Source organism: Ruegeria sp. CH5 (genome assembly GCF_056537025.1).
The window spans coordinates 652,204-670,011 of the sequence record NZ_JBQFQT010000001.1; the positions used below are offsets into that span (position 1 = coordinate 652,204).

Consider the following 17,808-nt stretch of genomic DNA (forward strand, 5'->3'; position numbering starts at 1 on the left):
TGCCCCCGTCCTTGAGGCTCGTTAGACAGGCTCGACTCTACGCTCAACGCGGTTACCAAAAGGTTAATCACTATAATGTCCGATCAGGTCGTCACCCGATTTGCACCCTCGCCCACCGGCTATCTGCACATTGGCGGAGCCCGTACTGCGCTGTTCAATTGGCTTTACGCCCGTGGTCGAGGCGGAAAGTTCCTGCTGCGGATCGAAGACACGGACCGCGAACGGTCAACGCCCGAAGCGACCGAGGCTATCCTCAAGGGCATGAGCTGGCTCGGGCTCGACCACGACGGAGATGTCATCAGCCAGTTCGAGGGCGCAGCTCGTCACGCCGAAGTCGCGCATCAGCTGCTGGCAGAAGGCAAAGCATACAAGTGCTTTGCTACCCAGGAAGAAATCGCGGCCTTTCGTGAGCAGGCCCGGGCCGAGGGCAAGTCGACCCTGTTCCGCAGCCCGTGGCGCGACGCCGACCCCAGCACACACCCCGACCGCCCCTTCGTTGTGCGGATCAAGGCGCCGCAGGATGGCACAACCGTCATCCGCGACAAGGTCCAAGGTGACGTAACCATCCGAAACGATCAGCTGGACGACATGGTCCTCCTGCGTTCGGACGGCACACCGGTCTATATGCTGGCGGTGGTCGTTGATGACCACGACATGGGTGTGACGCATGTCATTCGTGGCGACGACCACCTGAACAACGCGGCGCGGCAGATGATGATCTATGAAGCCATGGGCTGGAAAGTTCCGGTCTGGGCGCACATCCCGCTGATCCACGGCCCTGACGGAAAGAAACTCAGCAAGCGGCACGGCGCATTGGGCGCGCAGGAGTATCAGGCCATGGGCTATCCTGCCGCCGGTATGCGAAACTATCTGGCGCGCCTGGGCTGGAGCCACGGGGACGACGAGTTCTTTACCGATGAACAGGCCAAGGAATGGTTCGACCTGGACGGAATCGGGAAAAGCCCGGCGCGGTTCGATCTGAAAAAGCTCGAGAACTTGTGCGGACAGCACATCGCCATATCCGATGATGCTGCATTGCGGCAAGAAATCGAAGAATATCTGGACGCCGCTGGCCTGCCTGCGCTGACAGAAACACAATCGGGTGATTTGGAACGTGCGATGTATTGCCTCAAGGATCGGGCGCGTACATTTCCGGAACTCCTTGAAAAGGCGCATTTTGCACTGACTTCGCGACCGATCGAGCGCGATGAGAAGGCAGAAAAGGCGCTGAGTTCTGTATCCGACGGTATACTGGATCAATTGACGCCGCAGCTGCAAAATGCTAGCTGGACCCGGAACGAACTGGAGGAGACCCTCAATTCGTTTGCCGAGGCAAACGGGTTGAAGTTCGGCAAGCTGGCTGGCCCCCTCAGGGCTGCGTTGGCGGGTCGGGCCGTCACACCTTCGGTTTTTGACATGATGCTCGTGCTAGGTCGGGATGAGACCATTGCACGGATTTCTGATGCAGCGGTACAGTCCTGACTTCACATTCGGGTAACGCTGCTCCGCTACGACCTGACTCGCGTAGACTTGCGCGATCACCGCCCGTTTTGTCGGTCAGCGAGCCGGCATTCGTATGATTGAGGAAGGGAAAACATGACCGAGAGCAACAAGACAGCGACTCTGACCGTCCACGGAAAAACCTATGAGTTGCCGGTTCATTCGCCAACGGCCGGACCCGACGTAGTCGACATCCGCAAGCTCTACGGTCAGGCCGGCGTGTTCACCTACGACCCAGGCTTCACTTCGACCGCAAGCTGCGACAGCACCATCACCTATATCGACGGTGAAAAGGGCGAATTGCTGCACCGTGGCTATCCGATCGACCAACTGGCCGAGAAATCGCACTTCCTCGAAGTGTGCTTCCTGCTGCTGTACGGATACCTGCCCAAGGCCGACGAACTGGAAGAGTTCGAAACGACCATCACCCGCCACACCATGATCCACGAGCAGATGCACTATTTCTTCCGTGGCTTCCGCCGCGACGCGCATCCGATGGCTACGATGGTGGGCGTGGTCGGAGCCATGTCGGCCTTCTATCACGACTCAACAGACGTAGGCGACGAGCGCCAGCGCGAAATCGCGACGCACCGCCTGATCGCCAAAATGCCGACAATTGCGGCGATGGCATACAAATACTCGATCGGTCAGCCGTTCATCTACCCGCGCAATGACTTGGACTACGCGTCGAACTTCCTGTACATGTGCTTCGCCGTTCCGGCCGAGGACTACGTCGTCAACCCGATCCTCAGCCGCGCCATGGACCGGATTTTCACCCTGCACGCCGATCACGAGCAGAACGCCTCGACCTCGACCGTGCGTCTGGCTTCGTCGTCGGGCGCGAACCCGTTCGCCTGCATCGCGGCCGGTATCGCCTGCCTCTGGGGCCCTGCGCACGGTGGCGCCAACCAGGCCTGCCTGGAGATGCTGGAAGAAATCGGCAGCGTCGACCGCATTCCCGAGTTCATTGAACGCGCCAAGGACAAGAACGATCCGTTCCGCCTGATGGGCTTTGGCCACCGCGTGTACAAGAACTTTGACCCGCGCGCCAAAGTGATGAAGCAGTCGGCCGATGAGGTTCTGGACTTGCTGGGCATCGAGAACAACCCGAAACTGCAGGTCGCCAAGGCGCTTGAGAAACAGGCACTGGAAGATCCGTATTTCGTCGACAAGAAGCTGTTCCCGAACGTCGATTTCTACTCGGGCATCATCCTCGAGGCGATGGGTTTCCCGACCTCGATGTTCACCCCGATCTTCGCGCTGTCGCGCACCGTTGGCTGGGTCAGCCAGTGGAAAGAAATGATCGCCGATCCTCAGAACAAGATTGGCCGCCCGCGCCAGCTGTATCTGGGCGAAACTCTGCGCGACTACGTCGACATCGAAAACCGCTGAGACAGACAACAGGCCCCGCCATCGAGCGGGGTCTTTTCTTATTGGAACAGTGACAATTGATCCCCGGCCCGCGCAGGCCGGGCAAAGAGGTCGCAACGCAGTTTGGGAGTTGTGGTCGCCAAGCCAAGTCGCGCAATCGCAGACTTGAACCGCTTGGCGACCATTTCGGCGTAGACCCCCTCGCCGCGCATCCGATGCCCCCACCGCGGGTCGTAGTCCCTGCCCCCGTGCATTTCGCGCAACCGCGCCATGACCTTTTCGGCGCGACCGGGCTCGTGTTCGGACAACCACTCCTGCCACAGTTGCGAGACTTCGCGGGGCAACCGTAGCATGATCCAACTGGCCGCATCCGCGCCCGCGTCACGGCCCGCCTCCAACAACGCTTCAAGCTCGTGATCGGTCAGTCCCGGTATGATCGGGGACGTCATGACGCGAACGGGTATCCCGGCCTCGGTCAACTTTCGGATCATGAGCACCCGGCGTCTTGGTGCAGGGGCACGCGGTTCCATCCGCCGCGACAGGCTATCATCCAACGTGGTCAGCGAGATGCCGACCCGGACCAGCCCAAGGGCGGCCATCGGGGCTAGAATATCGATGTCTCGTTCGATCAAAGCGCCCTTGGTCACGATCGCAACCGGGTGGTTGAAATCTCTCAGAACATCCAGGCAGGCCCTTGTGATCGAACGTGTTTTTTCGATCGGCTGATACGGGTCCGTATTTGTACCCAGAGCAATCGGCGCCACCTTGTACCGCGCAGACGAAAGCTCGCGTGCAAGCACATCCGGCGCGTTCGGACGTGCGATCAGACGCGTTTCGAAATCCAACCCGGCAGATAGACCGAGATATGCATGTGTGGGTCGGGCAAAGCAGTAGACGCAACCGTGTTCGCACCCGCGATACGGGTTGATCGACCGGTCAAATGGCAGATCCGGTGACTTGTTGTAGGTGATCAGAGATTTCGCGACCTCGTCCCGAACCGACGTTCGCAATGGAGGCAGAGGCTCGGGATCCTCCCAGCCGTCATCGACCGCTTCGTGCGCATACGCCTCGTACCGACCAGCATCGTTCGATACGGCACCTCGCCCGGAAATAGTGTAGCGCAACGGCATATTTGTTCCCTCTTTGTTCACGTAATTCCTAGCATCTGCGGGTTTCCGCGGCAAGTCTGCCATCACAGTTGCCGGCCTTGTCTCAAGCACAGAACCCATGAATACCGCTCAGAAAGATCATGTGAAATTTGGCGTCGAGCGCGGCAAGATTTTCACCTATAGGTCGGTCTCGGAACCGCCGAGGTCGCAATCGTCACAGTCTAACTGCGGCGAAATGGCCAAAACGGGAAAAACAGCCACCAAGGGCGCAAGGCCCGCCAGCTCAGGGAAATGACCCATGTCCGATGAAGAAGACATCGTCCTGTCGGAACTCAACGACGACGAACTCGTCGAACAGATGTTTGATGACCTCTACGATGGTCTGAAGGAAGAGATCGAAGAAGGCGTGAACATCCTGCTGGAACGTGGATGGGCACCTTATGACATTCTGACCAAGGCGCTTGTCGGCGGCATGACCATCGTCGGCCAGGATTTCCGCGACGGCATCCTGTTCGTGCCCGAAGTTCTGCTGGCCGCCAACGCGATGAAGGGCGGCATGGCCATCCTCAAGCCTCTGCTGGCGGAAACCGGCGCTCCGCGCGTTGGCAAGATGGTGATCGGCACCGTCAAGGGCGACATCCACGACATCGGCAAGAACCTCGTCTCGATGATGATGGAAGGCGCCGGTTTCGAGGTTGTCGATATCGGCATCAACAATCCGGTCGAAAACTACCTGGAAGCGCTTGAAACCGAGCAGCCTGATATTCTGGGCATGTCGGCCCTGCTGACGACGACCATGCCGTACATGAAAGTGGTCATCGACACGTTGGTCGAACAGGGCAAGCGTGACGATTACATCGTGCTGGTAGGCGGCGCCCCGCTGAACGAAGAGTTCGGCAAGGCGATCGGCGCTGACGCCTATTGCCGGGACGCGGCGGTTGCGGTCGAAACCGCCAAGGAGTTCGTCTCGCGCAAGCACAACCAACTGGCGGGTTGATCCTGCACGCCTTGTTTTGTCAAAGCCGCCTGTCCGGGCGGCTTTTTCATTTCCGGGCCGTGGCATCACAACGAGATCGAAACTCAGGTGCCGAGTGTGTGATCCCAAAGGCCGCGAACTTGCATCCGGGGCTTTTTCGCAGTCATTTGACATTGGAACCTTGCAGAGGGGAAACATGCCGCAGCACGACATGCCTGACGACAAACGCCTGACGGAAAAGGGCTTTGACGAGATGGATGCACAGCAAAGCATCCTGTTGATCGCCTGCGGCGCGTTGGCGCGCGAGATTCTGGACCTGAAAACACGCAACGGCTGGGACCACCTTGCTCTGACGTGCTTGCCTGCCATCCTGCATGTCTATCCCGAACGGATCACTCAGGCCGTCGAGGATGCCGTCGCCAAGCATCGCGACCACTATGACCGGATTTTTGTCGTCTATGCCGATTGCGGGACCGGCGGACTGTTGGAGCAGGCGTGTAAACGGCTGGGTGTCGAAATGGTGCGGGGACCGCACTGTTACTCATTCTTCGAGGGAAACGACAAATTCGCCGAACGCGGCGACGATGAGACTACGGCCTTTTACCTGACCGACTTTCTGGCCAGACAATTTGATGCTTTCGTCTGGAAGCCGTTGGGGCTGGATCGGCACCCGGAACTGCGCGACATGTATTTCGGAAATTACACCAAGCTGATCTACCAGGCGCAGACAGATGACCCCGAACTGACCCGTCGGGCACGGGAATGCGCGGATCGGATGGGGCTGGAGTTCGAACGCCGTTTCACCGGATATGGCGATCTCGAGACCACGCTGAAAGACTGGGCCGGCGCACGCCCCAATTCTTCCTAATTGCCCCCCGAGTGGCGAATCCGGCTCAGGCGTTTTCGCGCGCTACGTCTCGGATTCGCTCGATCATCGCGCGCACACCGTTCGACCGCTGGGCCGACAGATGTTCATTCAACCCCAACCGGGCAAGCTCGGCCGCGGCGTCGACCTTCTCCACTTCGGCAACGGGCAAACCGTTGTAAAGCGAGCGCAATACAGCGATCAGACCGCGCACGATCAGCGCGTCGCTGTCGCCGTCAAACCGAAAAACACCATCTTCGATCACCGGATGAAGCCAGACCTGACTGGCGCAGCCATGGACTTTGGTTGCCGGCACCTTCAAGGCGCCATCCAGCGGCTCCATCGCCTTGCCCTGCTCGATCACGTGGCGGTACCGGTCTTCCCAGTCCTCAAGGAACTCGAAATCCTCGACAATCTCCTCAAAGGCAGGCGTGGCCATGAACGTGGGTCCTCTGGTTGCGGTTCTGGTTCTGACCTAAGTCGCTCGATGTCCGGTGTCCACCCCCATGGGCGGCTTTTCAAACGACCGAAAGTAGGCTAACCCAGTGCGGGTAATACCTTGCAAAGCTTTGGGTCCATGCAAAAAACTGTTTCCGTCCTTCTTGTCGCCCTGTTGACCCTGTCCGCCTGCAGCAGCTGGCGCGATTCCCGGGCAAACCCGTCGAACTGGTTCGGGAACAGCACGCCTGCCCCGGTCGAGACATCGGCCAGCGACGCAGATGCGCTGGTGCCGAAGCAAAGCTCGGGCCGGGGACTGTTCGCGCGCCCTGAACCCGAAGATACCAGCGTACCGATCACCACCATCACCGAGCTGCGGATCGAACCGAACGCCTCGGGGGCAATCGTTGTCGCGCAAGGCACCGCCTTCCGCCAGGGCGCCTATGACGCAAAGCTCACCTTCGTCGAATCCGAGGAAAACCGGAAGAACGGCGTTATGGAGTTCGTTTTCCGCGTGAACTACCCGACCTATGCCACTGCGCAGGGGCCCGAACGTACGCGTGAAGTGACCGATGCGGTCAACGTCAGCCGTCAGGACCTTGAAGGCATTCGTCTGATCCGCGTGGTCGGTCAGCAGAACGCCCTGGAATCGCGTCGGCGCTGAAATCGGTCTTACAGGGGGACGACCTGAACAGTTTGTCCCTTCGCTGCCAAGGCAATCTCGCCTCTGCAGAGCTTGAGCGCGTCCTCGCCAAAAACCTCGAACCGCCAGCCGGACATCGCAGCAACGTCACGGTCCCCAGCAGCGATCTGATCCAGCTCCGAGCTGGTCGCGATGAGCTTGGCTGCGACCCCTGCGGTTTCCGTCTTTGACTTCAGCAATACCCGCAGCAGATCAGCCAGCGCGGGGTTCACCTTGATCTTGTCCCGGCTGTTGTCCACCCGGGGAAGATCCTCTGGCGGGCAATTCACACCGGCCTGTACGGCGGCCAGAATACCGTCAGCGATGGCACCTTTGCGCGCTTCGCGCAGCAGCAAACGCGAGCTGCCCAGATCAGCATGCGTGCGTGGTTTGGTCGACGCCAGCTCGACCAGCGCATCATCCTTGAATACACGGCTGCGTGGCACGTTGTTCTGCTGGGCATATTCCTCACGGAACCGGGCAAGCTCCCGCACCACCGCAAGGAACTTGGCCGAGTTGGTTCGGGTCTTGACCCGCCGCCATGCCTCTTCGGGGCGGATGTCATAGGTTGCGGGGTCGGTCAGAACGCGCAACTCCTCCGCCACCCAATGGCTGCGCTTGGACTTCTCCAGCTCTGCGGCCAGATGTTCATAGATTTTGCGCAAATGCGTTACGTCCGCCAGCGCATAGGTCTGCTGGGCCTCGCTCAGCGGGCGCCGCGACCAATCAGTAAACCGCGAGGTCTTGTCCAGACCCTGTTTGCAGATCTTGCGAACCAGCGTTTCATAGCCAACCTGTTCCCCGAAACCACAAACCATTGCAGCGACCTGCGTGTCGAATAGCGGCTTGGGGAAAATACCGGCTTCCACCCAGAAAATCTCAAGGTCCTGGCGGGCGGCATGGAAAACTTTGACGACGTTTTCGTTCTGGAACAATTCGTAAAGCGGCTCAAGCGACAGTCCTTCTGCCAGCGGATCGACCAATACCGCGCTGTCCTCTTCTTCAGAGGGCACGGCCAACTGGACCAGACATAACTTGGAGTAGTAGGTCCGCTCGCGCAGGAATTCGGTATCGACGGTCACATAGGGGTGTTGGGCGGCAGCCTTGCAGAAGTCAGCCAACTCTCGCGTGGTTTTGAGGGTCTTCATGCGCTTGCTAATCTTGCTCTTGCTCTGGTCATTGCCCGTTGGTTTCTTCTGCCCCGAGCGCTTGGCCAGACCATAGGCCGAATTGGCCGCTCATGTAAATCTCTGGCGCAAGATCAGGGGAGTAACACCGGTGCGCGATCGCCACGGGCAAAGCGCTCCAGAACCGCCGGATACAGCTTGTGTTCCCAGGCCAGAACCTTCCGAGCAAGCGAATCCGGGGTGTCGCCGGGTTCGACCGGAACCCGGGCCTGCCCCAGGATCGGACCATCATCCAGCGCCGCGGTGACCTCGTGGACGGTGCAGCCGTGTTCGGCATCCCCGGCGGCGATGGCGCGGGCGTGGGTGTTGAGCCCTTTGTACTTGGGCAGCAGCGAGGGGTGGATATTCAGCATCCGCCCCTGAAATCGGGACACGAAATCGCCCGTCAGCACGCGCATGAACCCCGCCAGGCAGACGATGTCTGGCTGCGCCTCGAGCAGCGGCTTGCACAGCTCGGCCTCAAACGCGGCGCGGTCACCGCCGAACGGCCGGTGATCGACCACGGCTGTGGCAATCCCGCGATCCGCCGCCTTGGCCAGTCCGCCAGCATCTGCATTGTTCGACAGAACCAAACAAGGCCGCGCCGGGTGGTCGCCTGTGATGCTGTCGACCAGCGACACCATGTTCGACCCGCCCCCGGAAATCAGGATGGCGACGCGCTTGTGGCTCACAGCAGCGTGCCTGCGTAGCTGACGCCCGCCCCTTCGGTGACCGATCCGATGCGCGCGACGCTCTCGCCGGCATCCGTCAGCAGGGCGGCCAGGTCATCGGCGCGGTCGGCGGCACAGACGACGATCATGCCGATCCCGCAGTTGAAGGTCTTGAGCATTTCCGCCTCGGCGATGCCCCCGGTTTCCGCCATCCACCTGAACACCGGCGGCAGGTCCCAGGCATTCAGGTCGATTTGCGTACCCAGATCGTCGGGCAGCACGCGCGGCAGGTTCTCGGTCAGCCCGCCGCCGGTGATATGAGCCAGCGCGTGCACGCCACCGGCCCGGATCGCGGCCAAGGCGGGTTTGACATAGAGCCGCGTGGGCGTCAGCAGCGCCTCTCCCAAAGGCCCGTCGCAGAAGGGCGAGTCCGCGTCCCATCCCAGGCCCGAGATCTGAACCAGTTTACGCACCAGCGAGTAGCCGTTGGAATGCACCCCGTCCGAGGCCAGCCCCAGCAGAACATCCCCGGCCTGCACACCGGAGGGCAGATCGCTGCCGCGCTCCATCGCGCCGACAGCAAAGCCGGCCAGGTCGAAATCGCCATCGGGGTACATCCCCGGCATCTCGGCGGTTTCACCCCCGATCAGGGCACAGCCCGAGCGGACACAGCCCTCGGCGATGCCCTCGATGATCCGCGCGGCGGTGTCGGTGTCCAGCTTGCCCGTGGCGAAGTAATCCAGGAAGAACAGCGGCTCGGCCCCCTGGCAGATCAGGTCGTTCACGCACATGGCCACCAGGTCGATCCCCACACCATCGACCACGCCCGTGTCGATCGCAATCCGCAGCTTGGTGCCCACGCCATCGGTTGCGCCAACTAGGATCGGGTCGGAATACCCTGCCCCTTTCAGGTCGAACAGCGCGCCGAACCCGCCAAGGCCGCTCATGACGCCGGGGCGGTTCGTCCGCTTGGCGGCGGGCTTGATCCGGTCGACCAGCGCGTTGCCCGCATCGATATCCACGCCCGCATCTGCATAGGTGATGCCGTTCTTGCCCGCTGTCATGGCCGTTCCCTCATGAATGCTTTCAGCGCGGGTTAGTCGATTGTGCGCCGCGTTGCAACGGTCAGGCTTGACGCGGCTGTTCTGCGTGGTACCCAAGCGCTCAGGCGGGCCTGTAGCTCAATTGGTTAGAGCAGAGCGCTCATAACGCTTTGGTTGGGGGTTCGAGTCCCTCCGGGCCTACCAAATACGGCCGAAATCACCGCCCGATGATGATGTCTGCGCACAAACCGCCCAAGCGTTCGCTTTGGCCCAAGCGCAAAACACCCCCGTGGACACGAGCGATATCTGCAACGATGGCCAGCCCGAGGCCCACCCCGCTGCCCTGATTCTGGTTCCGCGACGGGTCCAACCGGCTGAACGGCTTAACCGCCTCGGTCCGCTGTTCGGGCGGGATGCCGGGGCCATCATCCTCAACTCGAATGCGCAGCGATTTGTCAGTCAGGGTCATGCTGACCATCGCGTGCGACCCGTAGCGCACCGCGTTGCCGATCAGGTTTTCCACGGCGCGGCGGATTGCAGTCGGACGCAGCATCACTGCACCGTGCCCTTCGGGCGGCAGCAACTCGACACTTTGTCCGGCCCGTTGCGCATCATCCACGATCGAGCGCAGAAGCTCATCCGGACGAACCTCGACCTGCTCGCCCTCGGACGCGCCGCGCGAGAAATCAAGGAAGGCATCCAGGAGTGACTGCATTTCGTTCACGTCCTGAAGCAGCGGCTTTGCATCTTCCTCGGGCAGCATCGACAGGCCAAGCTTGAGCCGGGTCAGAGGCGTTCGCAGGTCATGGCTGACTCCCGACAGCATCAGGGTCCGCTGCTCGATCTGCCGCTCGATCCTGGCGCGCATGTCAAGAAACGCGCTACCGGCGGCCCGCACCTCGACTGCCCCTCCGGGGGTGAACGGCACGACCCGACCGCGACCAAAAGCCTGCGCCGCATCGGCCAGCCGAGTGATCGGCCGCAACTGATTGCGCATGTACAAGAACGAAATCGAGGTCATGATCACCGCAAAGAACAGCATCGTGACGATCAACTGGTGCGGGGCGACCGTCGACAGACGCCGGCGATCAAAGCCAAGCTCCAACACACCCAGATGGGTGTTCAAGAACAAAGTCGCGACCTGACTGTCCGGCAACGATACCGCTACGAGGTTCGGCAGCAGCTCTCGAAGATCAGCGTCGATCTGCGGTGCGATGAAATCATACCAGCGCCGAGGTTCAATCGTAGGCGTTTCGTTGATCCCCAGAAAACGGGCCTGCATGTCCAGCACCCTCAGATCCGGACGCACCGCGGCCAGCGCCTGCTGTTGGGTTTCGGCACCCTGAATGTCTTCCAGAACCAGCCGCACTTCGCGCGACGCCGCGCGGGTCATCTGACCGGTCACATCCTCGAGGTGTTCACGCACGAATGCCACCGACACCACCAACAGAACCACGATCACCGGCAGCACCAGAATCAGGGCCGCCCGGGCATACAAGCTGCGGGGCAAATAGGGTTTGAGCCAGCGCGAGGACATGCGCTAAACCTAGCGGGCTGCCCCGCCAAGAGAAAGAGGCCAAGATGCTGCCAGCAGACGATTTCAACCCGAAACCGGGGATCCCTGTCGCCCTGCAGCCGGGCCTCAGGCTCTTGCTGGCCCCGAACCCGTCGCCGATGACCTATCTGGGGACAAATACATACCTCCTGGGCACCAGCGACCTTGCCGTAATCGACCCCGGACCGTTGAGCGACAGTCACATGCAAGCCATTCTGGATGCGCTGCAGCCCGGGCAAAAGATCAGCCATATCGTGGTCACCCACAGCCACCTGGACCATTCGCCGCTGGCTGCTCCGCTGTCAGAGCGGACAGGTGCCCCGATCTACGCCTTTGGCGGGCCACAGGCAGGGCGCAGCGCGATCATGTCCCAACTCGCCGAGCAAGGCCTCGCCGGCGGCGGCGAGGGAATCGACTCGGAATTCCGCTTGGACATCGAGTTGGCGGACGGCGACAGGATCGAGGGGAACGGATGGGGCCTTGAGGTCATTCACACGCCGGGTCATCTGGGCAATCACATCGCGCTGGCCTGGGGAGACGTGTGTTTCACCGCCGATCACGTGATGGGCTGGGCCAGTTCGCTGGTTTCGCCTCCGGATGGCGATCTGACAGACTTCATGAAAGCCTGCCACCGGCTACGCGCACGCGACTGGTCCGTCTTCCATGCCGGACACGGCGCGCCGATCACAGACCCTTCGGGTCGGCTTGACTGGTTGATCCACCACCGGCTCGAACGTGAGGCACAAATCCTCGACGCGCTGGCCGAGCGCCCGGGCACAGCCCGGGATCTGGCCCAGCGGATCTATGTCGAAACCCCGCCTGCCCTGCTTCCAGCGGCCGAGCGCAACGTGTTTGCCCATCTGGTGGACCTGACCGGAAAAGACCGCGTCGCCCCCCGGGGCGCGCTGTCGGTGCAGACCAGTTTTCATCGCATCTCCTGAACGCACAAAAAATTCGCCCTCGGTGCTTTTCCCCTCTGGACGCCGAAAAACCGGATTGCTATATGCGCCTCAGTTCCGGCGTAGCTCAGCGGTAGAGCAGTTGACTGTTAATCAATTGGTCGTAGGTTCGATCCCTACCGCCGGAGCCAAAATCCTCTGATTTCAGAAGTTTGTGGCGCACCCAACCGCTCGCGTCCCGCGTATGGTCGGTTGCCGATCCGACAGGCCGGGTTTTCAGCTGGTTCTTGGCATACAATCAGCCTGCCCCCAAGGACCTGCGCCGTTAGTTTGGAGTTGGTCTTTCGATCAGCCCAATCCTGTCAATCAAACCCGCGAAACATCAGAGAATTTTTCAGCGCCTGTGACGCAAGTTTGGTCCGCCATGCATTTGCACAGCAGATCGTCCGCTACAGTTCGTTTTTGTAGATCACCCCGCCCTTCATGATCAGATCGAAGCGCTCTTCGTATTCGGTCATGACAGACATGTCCTCAAGGGGGTTGCCGTCGATCAGAAGGATATCCGCATGAGCACCTTCCGCAATGACACCCAGCGCCCCAGGATAAGGATTGCGCGGCCCCGACAAGGCAAGCAACTCGGCTGATTTCGAGGTTGCCTGACGGAGTATTTCGGCATTGTCGAACCATTCCGTTCTCAGAACGAACTCCTCGTTTGCGCGCTTGATCATCTCAGGAGAAGTGATCACGTCCGTGCCGAAGACGATATTCTCGAATCCAAGCTCCTTGGCCATGGTGAACATCTGGTCGATGCCGTCATAGGCTTCGTCATGCTTGGCTTTTTGTTCGTCGTTGTAGCCTGCCGGATGGAATGTGTAGACGATGACCTGCGGCGACAGCCAGGCATCATGCTCCATCATGACGCGCATGGCCTCTTCGCTCATCAGATTGCCATGCTCGATGGACTTCACCCCATTCTCGACGGCGCGGATGATGCCATCCGAGTTGTAGACATGGGCGGTTACGTAGGTGTTCCAGTCTTCTGCCGCTTCGACGGCTGCACGGATTTCGTCTGCCGTGTACTGCGTGGTGTCCAGTGGATCAGCAAATGACCCGGTACCGCCACCGACCGAAATCTTGATCTGCGAGGCCCTGCGGCGCAACACCTCGCGTACGGTCTTCAGAACCTCGTCACGCCCATCGGCAACTGCGACATGGAAGTATTTCATCGGAATGCTGGGCTCGAACACCAATGAACCGGGCTCGTTTGCGTCCGTCCGATGATCCGAGTGGCCCGAGCTCTGCGAGATCATGGGACCCGAAGGATAGACCCGAGGCCCCGACAGGATGCCCTCGTCTATGGCGCGTTTCAGTGAAAACGAGTTCCCGCCGACATCGCGGACCGTCGTGAACCCCTGCATCAGGTATTGTTCGGCGACGGTTGCGGCAACATAGGCCCAGTATTCGCGATCGGCATTGAATGCGATACCGAACGGCATCTGAAACATCAGATGCGCATGCATGTCGGCAAATCCGGGCATCAGGAACCGACCCTGCGCATCGATCACCGTCGCCCCCTCCGGCGCATCCAGATCAGGGCCAATGGCCGTGATCATGCCGTCTTGGATCAAAACGTCCTGACCCTCGATCAGGTCGGAACGGACACCGTCGAAAATCCGAGCGCCGGTGATCAGGGTTCCGGCCTCTTGGGCGATCCCCGGCGCGGCGAGAACAAAGAAGAAAAGCTTCGCTGCAATCCTGCAAGCTGTCCGCATCTTGGGTTCCTTTCCGATTTCAACAGGTTCACCGAAGAATGGTGCATTATCGAGAGGCTAGTCTCTTTCTGATCCGGATGAAACGATCACGTCGCGGCCGGTGCGTAGATCAACGCAACGTTTCACTGCCGCACGAAACAACAAACCTGTTCACCCCGATTGAAATCCGAAACGGAAACCTGGGGCGCGCAATTCGTCCGGAGAAAGCAATTTTCGTCTGGACCTCGTCTTTGCAGATTGGTACACGCCCCTCAGTTCCGGCGTAGCTCAGCGGTAGAGCAGTTGACTGTTAATCAATTGGTCGTAGGTTCGATCCCTACCGCCGGAGCCAAAAATCCTTAGAAATCAAGCGTTAACCTGCCAAGGCGTCCTTGAATTCATCCCGCAGTTTGCGTTTCAGGACCTTGCCCGTCGCATTGAGTGGCAGCGCGTCGACGAAGACCACTTTGTCCGGCACCTGCCACTTGGCAATCTTGCCGTCGAAAAACTCCAGCAGCTCGGCCTCGGACGGGTCTTCGCCCTCGGCCTTGACGGCCACCAGCAGCGGGCGTTCGTCCCATTTGGGATGCGGCACGCCGATCACGGCCGCGGTGGCCAGTTTCGGGTGCGCTACGGCAATGTTTTCCAGCTCGACCGAGCTGATCCATTCACCGCCCGACTTGATGATGTCCTTGGAGCGGTCGCGGATGGTCATGTAGCCATCCGGGTCCAGCGTGGCCACGTCGCCGGTGGCGAACCAGCCATCCTGCAGAAGCTCTTTATCCTGCAGCTGGAAATAGCTGTCCAGCACCCAGTGTCCGCGCACCATCAGGTCGCCCTGCGTGACCCCGTCATGCGGCAGGTCGTTGCCGTCGTCATCGACGATCTTCAGCTCGACCCCAAAGGGCGGACGGCCCTGATTCTCGCGCAGTTTGTGCTGTTCCTCGATCGGCAGCTTGCGATGCTTGGCCAGCGGAATGTTGGCGGTGCCCAGCGGGCTCATTTCGCTCATCCCCCAAGCATGCACGGTGTCGACGCCGTATTTTTCCCGGAAGGTCTCGATCATCGAGGGCGGGCACGCCGCACCGCCGATCACCGTACGTTCGAGGCTTTCCAGCCTAGTGCCGCATTTGGCGGCGTGGGCCAGCAGTCCCTGCCAGATCGTGGGAACCCCCATCGCCAGCGTCACGCCATAGGTGTCGATCAGGTTCACCAGCGCCTCGCCATGCAGGTCGGGCCCGGGCAACACCATCTGCGAACCGGACATGGCGCAGCCATAGGGCGACCCCCAGGCGTTGACGTGGAACATGGGCACCACCGGCATCACCACATCCATCGCCGAATACCCGATGACGTCGCGGGTGTTCGAGGCAAAGCTGTGCAGAACGGTCGAACGGTGCGAATACAGAACCCCCTTGGGGTGACCGGTCGTGCCCGAGGTGTAGCACAGGCTCGAGGCCGTGTTTTCATCGAAGACCGGCCATTCGAAATCGGCGTCGCCGGTCTCGATCAACTCGTCATAGAATTCCAGTCCGGGGATCTGCTGCAGTGCGTCCTCGCTGCGCGGTCGCATCAGGACGAAATGCTTCACTTCGGTCAATTGATCGCGGATCGCGGCGACCAGCGGGATGAAGGTGGCGTCGAAGAACAGCACCCGGTCCTGCGCGTGGTTGATGATGTAAACCAGCTGTTCGGGGAACAGGCGCGGGTTGATCGTGTGGCAGACGAAACCCGCACCCGAGGCGGCATAGTAGATTTCCAGATGCCGGCGGTTGTTCCAGGCCAGGGTGCCGATCCGATCCTGCGGCTGCAGGCCCAGTTTGGTCAGCGCTGACCCCATGCGCCCGGCATTGGCGGCGATCTCGCCCCAGTTCGTCCGGGTGACGGTTCCGTCGGTTTCGACCGACACGATCTCGGTCTGACCATGATAGCGCGCAGCATGATCGATCAGTGACGAAATCAACAGCGGTTGCGTCATCATCTGTCCCAGCATGGACATCCTCCCATTCATCGCGCCGGCCTGATGCGGCGTCTGTTGCGGCCAGGCGACACGGCGGCATGGCCGGCCCCAGGGCTTCTCCTCGGGGCCGATCCTGCCAATCATTTAATTGTCTGACAATAAAAGAATGCGGCCTGCCGTGGCGGCAGGCCGTCAGATTTGCAGGGCTTCAGCCCCGGTGCCGCAGCGCATAGGCCACAAGTGCGGCGGTCGAGCCGTCCTTGCCCTCGGTGCCCGCATCGCCATCGACGATTGGCCCCAGCGAGGTGGCCAACTCCTTGCCCAGCTCCACCCCCCACTGGTCGAACGAGTTGATGCCCAACAGAACGCCTTCGACGAACACCCGGTGTTCATACAGCGCAATGATCTGGCCCAGAACGAAGGGTGTCAGCTGCGGATAGATCAGCGTGGTCGAGGGCCGGTTGCCCGGGAACACGCGATGCCGGGCCTGACGCTCCAACTCGTCGCCATGCAGGCCCATCTCGGCCATGCGCGCTCGCGCTTCCTCAAGCGACCGGCCACGCATCAACGCCTCGGACTGAGCCAGGCAGTTGGCCAGCAGCAGACGGTGATGATGGGCCAGTTCGGGCTCGTGGCCTTCGGCGGCCACCATGAATTCGCAGGGGATCACGTCGGTGCCCTGATGGATCAGTTGGTAAAACGCGTGCTGCCCGTTGGTGCCGGGCTCACCCCAGACCACCGGCCCCGAAGGCACGCTCAGCGCCGAGCCGTCCATGGCCACCGATTTGCCGTTCGATTCCATCTCGAGCTGCTGGAAGTAGGCCGGCAGCCGCAGCAGCCGTTGGTCATAGGGCAGAACCGCGCGGCTGGCATGACCCAGCACCTGACGGTGCCAGAAGCCCACCAGCGCCAGCATCACCGGCATGTTCTCGGCCCAGCCCGCGGCGCGGAAATGCACGTCCATCGCCTGCCCGCCGCGCAGGAACGCGTCGAAGGCGTTCGAGCCCACCGCAATCATCACCGGCAGTCCAACCGGACCCCAGACCGAATAGCGCCCGCCGACCCAATCGGCGAAGCCGAACACGCGGTCAGACGGGATGCCGAAGTCCGCCGTCTTGTCCACGGCGCTGGACACGGCCGCGAACTGCCGCCCCGGGTCGCCGCCGCCGTCCAGCATCCAGGCCCGCGCCGTCCGCGCGTTGGTCATGGTTTCGATGGTGGTAAATGTCTTGGACGCCACGATCACCAGCGTCCGCGTCGGGTCCAGTTCGCGCAGCGTGTCGGCGATGTGCGCGCCATCCACGTTCGAGACATAGTGCAGGCGCGGCCCGTCGTGATAGGGCGCCAGCGCCAGCGTCGCCATCACCGGCCCAAGGTCCGAACCGCCGATGCCGATATTCACCACGTCGGTAAAGCTGCCCCCTGCCCCCTGGGCCGTTCCGCCCCGGACCTCTTCGGCGAACACGCGCATGCGCTGCAGGGTGTCCAACACCTCGGGCATGACGTCCTGGCCATCAACCTCGATTGGGCCGCCATCCAGATTGCGTAGCGCCGTATGCAGCACAGCGCGGCCTTCGGTCTCGTTGATCTTGTCGCCCCGGAACATCGCGTCGCGCCGCTCGGCTAGACCGGCCTGATCGCACAGGTCGATCAGCGCCGCGCGGATGTCCGTGTCGATCAGGGTCTTCGAATAGTCGAACAGCAAATCCCCGGTCGAGGCCGAGAATCTCTGCGCCCGGTCGGGATCCTGCGCGAACAGGTCGAGGATGCGGGTATCCGCCGCCTGCGCGGCAAGGGTTCTGAGAGTGTCCAGTTGCATGAG

At 61.2% G+C, this 17,808-nt stretch carries 15 protein-coding genes and 3 tRNA genes; 9 read left to right on the forward strand and 9 right to left on the reverse strand.

Annotation, left to right across the window (positions count from 1 at the left end; translation table 11 throughout):
* The first annotated feature begins 75 nt into the window (after window positions 1-75).
* Together gltX and gltA are read left to right on the forward strand one after the other, a co-directional pair.
* Entirely contained in the window at window positions 76-1,482 is a 1,407-nt protein-coding gene (gene gltX / locus ACR0JC_RS03195) for a glutamate--tRNA ligase (protein ID WP_480763204.1), read from the forward strand.
* A gap of 114 nt (window positions 1,483-1,596) precedes the next feature.
* On the forward strand, window positions 1,597-2,892 hold the full coding sequence (gltA, locus tag ACR0JC_RS03200; RefSeq protein ID WP_170338439.1) for a citrate synthase: 1,296 nt from the start codon (window positions 1,597-1,599) through the stop codon (window positions 2,890-2,892).
* Window positions 2,893-2,930: 38 nt separating this feature from the next.
* Here gltA and ACR0JC_RS03205 read toward each other — a convergent pair whose 3' ends face one another.
* Entirely contained in the window at window positions 2,931-4,001 is a 1,071-nt protein-coding gene (locus tag ACR0JC_RS03205) for a PA0069 family radical SAM protein (RefSeq protein ID WP_170338958.1), read from the reverse strand.
* Between the two features lie 277 nt (window positions 4,002-4,278).
* On the opposite strand from ACR0JC_RS03205, the gene ACR0JC_RS03210 reads away from it, so the two are divergent.
* Both ACR0JC_RS03210 and ACR0JC_RS03215 read left to right on the forward strand, forming a co-directional pair.
* Entirely contained in the window at window positions 4,279-4,977 is a 699-nt protein-coding gene (locus ACR0JC_RS03210) for a corrinoid protein (RefSeq protein ID WP_093962188.1), read from the forward strand.
* 175 nt (window positions 4,978-5,152) lie between these two features.
* Complete coding sequence (locus ACR0JC_RS03215; protein ID WP_170338957.1) at window positions 5,153-5,824, forward strand: DUF1638 domain-containing protein; 672 nt, start codon at window positions 5,153-5,155, stop codon at window positions 5,822-5,824.
* A gap of 25 nt (window positions 5,825-5,849) precedes the next feature.
* Here ACR0JC_RS03215 and ACR0JC_RS03220 read toward each other — a convergent pair whose 3' ends face one another.
* A complete protein-coding gene (locus ACR0JC_RS03220) occupies window positions 5,850-6,260 on the reverse strand; it encodes a SufE family protein (RefSeq protein WP_170338955.1) in 411 nt (136 codons plus the stop codon).
* 138 nt (window positions 6,261-6,398) lie between these two features.
* On the opposite strand from ACR0JC_RS03220, the gene ACR0JC_RS03225 reads away from it, so the two are divergent.
* Complete coding sequence (locus tag ACR0JC_RS03225; RefSeq protein ID WP_170338953.1) at window positions 6,399-6,923, forward strand: hypothetical protein; 525 nt, start codon at window positions 6,399-6,401, stop codon at window positions 6,921-6,923.
* An 8-nt stretch (window positions 6,924-6,931) separates the two neighbouring features.
* On the opposite strand, the gene rnd is transcribed toward ACR0JC_RS03225, so the two are convergent.
* The 3 genes from rnd to purM form a co-directional block, all read right to left on the reverse strand.
* Complete coding sequence (gene rnd, locus ACR0JC_RS03230) at window positions 6,932-8,089, reverse strand: ribonuclease D (RefSeq protein WP_170338950.1); 1,158 nt, start codon at window positions 8,087-8,089, stop codon at window positions 6,932-6,934.
* Window positions 8,090-8,202: 113 nt separating this feature from the next.
* Window positions 8,203-8,799 (reverse strand): phosphoribosylglycinamide formyltransferase, encoded by a 597-nt coding sequence (purN, locus tag ACR0JC_RS03235; RefSeq protein ID WP_170338948.1) that lies wholly within the window; start codon window positions 8,797-8,799, stop codon window positions 8,203-8,205.
* Complete coding sequence (gene purM, locus ACR0JC_RS03240; protein ID WP_170338946.1) at window positions 8,796-9,842, reverse strand: phosphoribosylformylglycinamidine cyclo-ligase; 1,047 nt, start codon at window positions 9,840-9,842, stop codon at window positions 8,796-8,798. Before purM ends, purN begins: the two co-directional genes overlap by 4 nt.
* Window positions 9,843-9,948: 106 nt before the next feature.
* Here purM and ACR0JC_RS03245 point away from each other — a divergent pair.
* Window positions 9,949-10,025, forward strand: a tRNA-Ile gene (locus ACR0JC_RS03245).
* A gap of 13 nt (window positions 10,026-10,038) precedes the next feature.
* Here ACR0JC_RS03245 and ACR0JC_RS03250 read toward each other — a convergent pair.
* Window positions 10,039-11,358 (reverse strand): ATP-binding protein, encoded by a 1,320-nt coding sequence (locus ACR0JC_RS03250; RefSeq protein WP_170338944.1) that lies wholly within the window; start codon window positions 11,356-11,358, stop codon window positions 10,039-10,041.
* A 44-nt stretch (window positions 11,359-11,402) separates the two neighbouring features.
* Here ACR0JC_RS03250 and ACR0JC_RS03255 point away from each other — a divergent pair, with 44 nt between their 5' ends.
* Both ACR0JC_RS03255 and ACR0JC_RS03260 read left to right on the forward strand, forming a co-directional pair.
* Window positions 11,403-12,317: an MBL fold metallo-hydrolase gene (locus ACR0JC_RS03255; RefSeq protein ID WP_170338942.1), complete on the forward strand. Its 915-nt coding sequence runs from the start codon at window positions 11,403-11,405 to the stop codon at window positions 12,315-12,317.
* Window positions 12,318-12,391: 74 nt separating this feature from the next.
* Window positions 12,392-12,466, forward strand: a tRNA-Asn gene (locus tag ACR0JC_RS03260).
* A 258-nt stretch (window positions 12,467-12,724) separates the two neighbouring features.
* Here ACR0JC_RS03260 and ACR0JC_RS03265 read toward each other — a convergent pair.
* Window positions 12,725-14,047: a metal-dependent hydrolase family protein gene (locus ACR0JC_RS03265; RefSeq protein ID WP_170343573.1), complete on the reverse strand. Its 1,323-nt coding sequence runs from the start codon at window positions 14,045-14,047 to the stop codon at window positions 12,725-12,727.
* A 256-nt stretch (window positions 14,048-14,303) separates the two neighbouring features.
* Here ACR0JC_RS03265 and ACR0JC_RS03270 point away from each other — a divergent pair.
* Window positions 14,304-14,378, forward strand: a tRNA-Asn gene (locus ACR0JC_RS03270).
* A gap of 21 nt (window positions 14,379-14,399) precedes the next feature.
* On the opposite strand, the gene ACR0JC_RS03275 is transcribed toward ACR0JC_RS03270, so the two are convergent.
* Together ACR0JC_RS03275 and pgi are read right to left on the reverse strand one after the other, a co-directional pair.
* Complete coding sequence (locus tag ACR0JC_RS03275) at window positions 14,400-16,019, reverse strand: long-chain-fatty-acid--CoA ligase (protein WP_170338940.1); 1,620 nt, start codon at window positions 16,017-16,019, stop codon at window positions 14,400-14,402.
* Between the two features lie 175 nt (window positions 16,020-16,194).
* Window positions 16,195-17,805, reverse strand: coding sequence for a glucose-6-phosphate isomerase (gene pgi / locus ACR0JC_RS03280; RefSeq protein WP_170338938.1), 1,611 nt, complete (start codon window positions 17,803-17,805; stop codon window positions 16,195-16,197).
* Between the last annotated feature and the right edge of the window lie 3 nt (window positions 17,806-17,808).

What these genes read in the sequence shown, in the direction of transcription:
- gltA (WP_170338439.1), top strand. Translation starts at nt 1,597, where the DNA reads ATGACCGAGAGCAACAAGACAGCGACTCTGACCGTCCACGGAAAAACC.
- ACR0JC_RS03225 (WP_170338953.1), top strand. Translation starts at nt 6,399, where the DNA reads ATGCAAAAAACTGTTTCCGTCCTTCTTGTCGCCCTGTTGACCCTGTCC.
- ACR0JC_RS03275 (WP_170338940.1), bottom strand. Translation starts at nt 16,019, where the DNA reads ATGCTGGGACAGATGATGACGCAACCGCTGTTGATTTCGTCACTGATC.
- ACR0JC_RS03205 (WP_170338958.1), bottom strand. Translation starts at nt 4,001, where the DNA reads ATGCCGTTGCGCTACACTATTTCCGGGCGAGGTGCCGTATCGAACGAT.
- ACR0JC_RS03215 (WP_170338957.1), top strand. Translation starts at nt 5,153, where the DNA reads ATGCCGCAGCACGACATGCCTGACGACAAACGCCTGACGGAAAAGGGC.
- ACR0JC_RS03210 (WP_093962188.1), top strand. Translation starts at nt 4,279, where the DNA reads ATGTCCGATGAAGAAGACATCGTCCTGTCGGAACTCAACGACGACGAA.
- ACR0JC_RS03250 (WP_170338944.1), bottom strand. Translation starts at nt 11,358, where the DNA reads ATGTCCTCGCGCTGGCTCAAACCCTATTTGCCCCGCAGCTTGTATGCC.
- ACR0JC_RS03220 (WP_170338955.1), bottom strand. Translation starts at nt 6,260, where the DNA reads ATGGCCACGCCTGCCTTTGAGGAGATTGTCGAGGATTTCGAGTTCCTT.
- purM (WP_170338946.1), bottom strand. Translation starts at nt 9,842, where the DNA reads ATGACAGCGGGCAAGAACGGCATCACCTATGCAGATGCGGGCGTGGAT.
- gltX (WP_480763204.1), top strand. Translation starts at nt 76, where the DNA reads ATGTCCGATCAGGTCGTCACCCGATTTGCACCCTCGCCCACCGGCTAT.
- ACR0JC_RS03265 (WP_170343573.1), bottom strand. Translation starts at nt 14,047, where the DNA reads ATGCGGACAGCTTGCAGGATTGCAGCGAAGCTTTTCTTCTTTGTTCTC.
- pgi (WP_170338938.1), bottom strand. Translation starts at nt 17,805, where the DNA reads ATGCAACTGGACACTCTCAGAACCCTTGCCGCGCAGGCGGCGGATACC.
- ACR0JC_RS03255 (WP_170338942.1), top strand. Translation starts at nt 11,403, where the DNA reads ATGCTGCCAGCAGACGATTTCAACCCGAAACCGGGGATCCCTGTCGCC.
- rnd (WP_170338950.1), bottom strand. Translation starts at nt 8,089, where the DNA reads ATGAAGACCCTCAAAACCACGCGAGAGTTGGCTGACTTCTGCAAGGCT.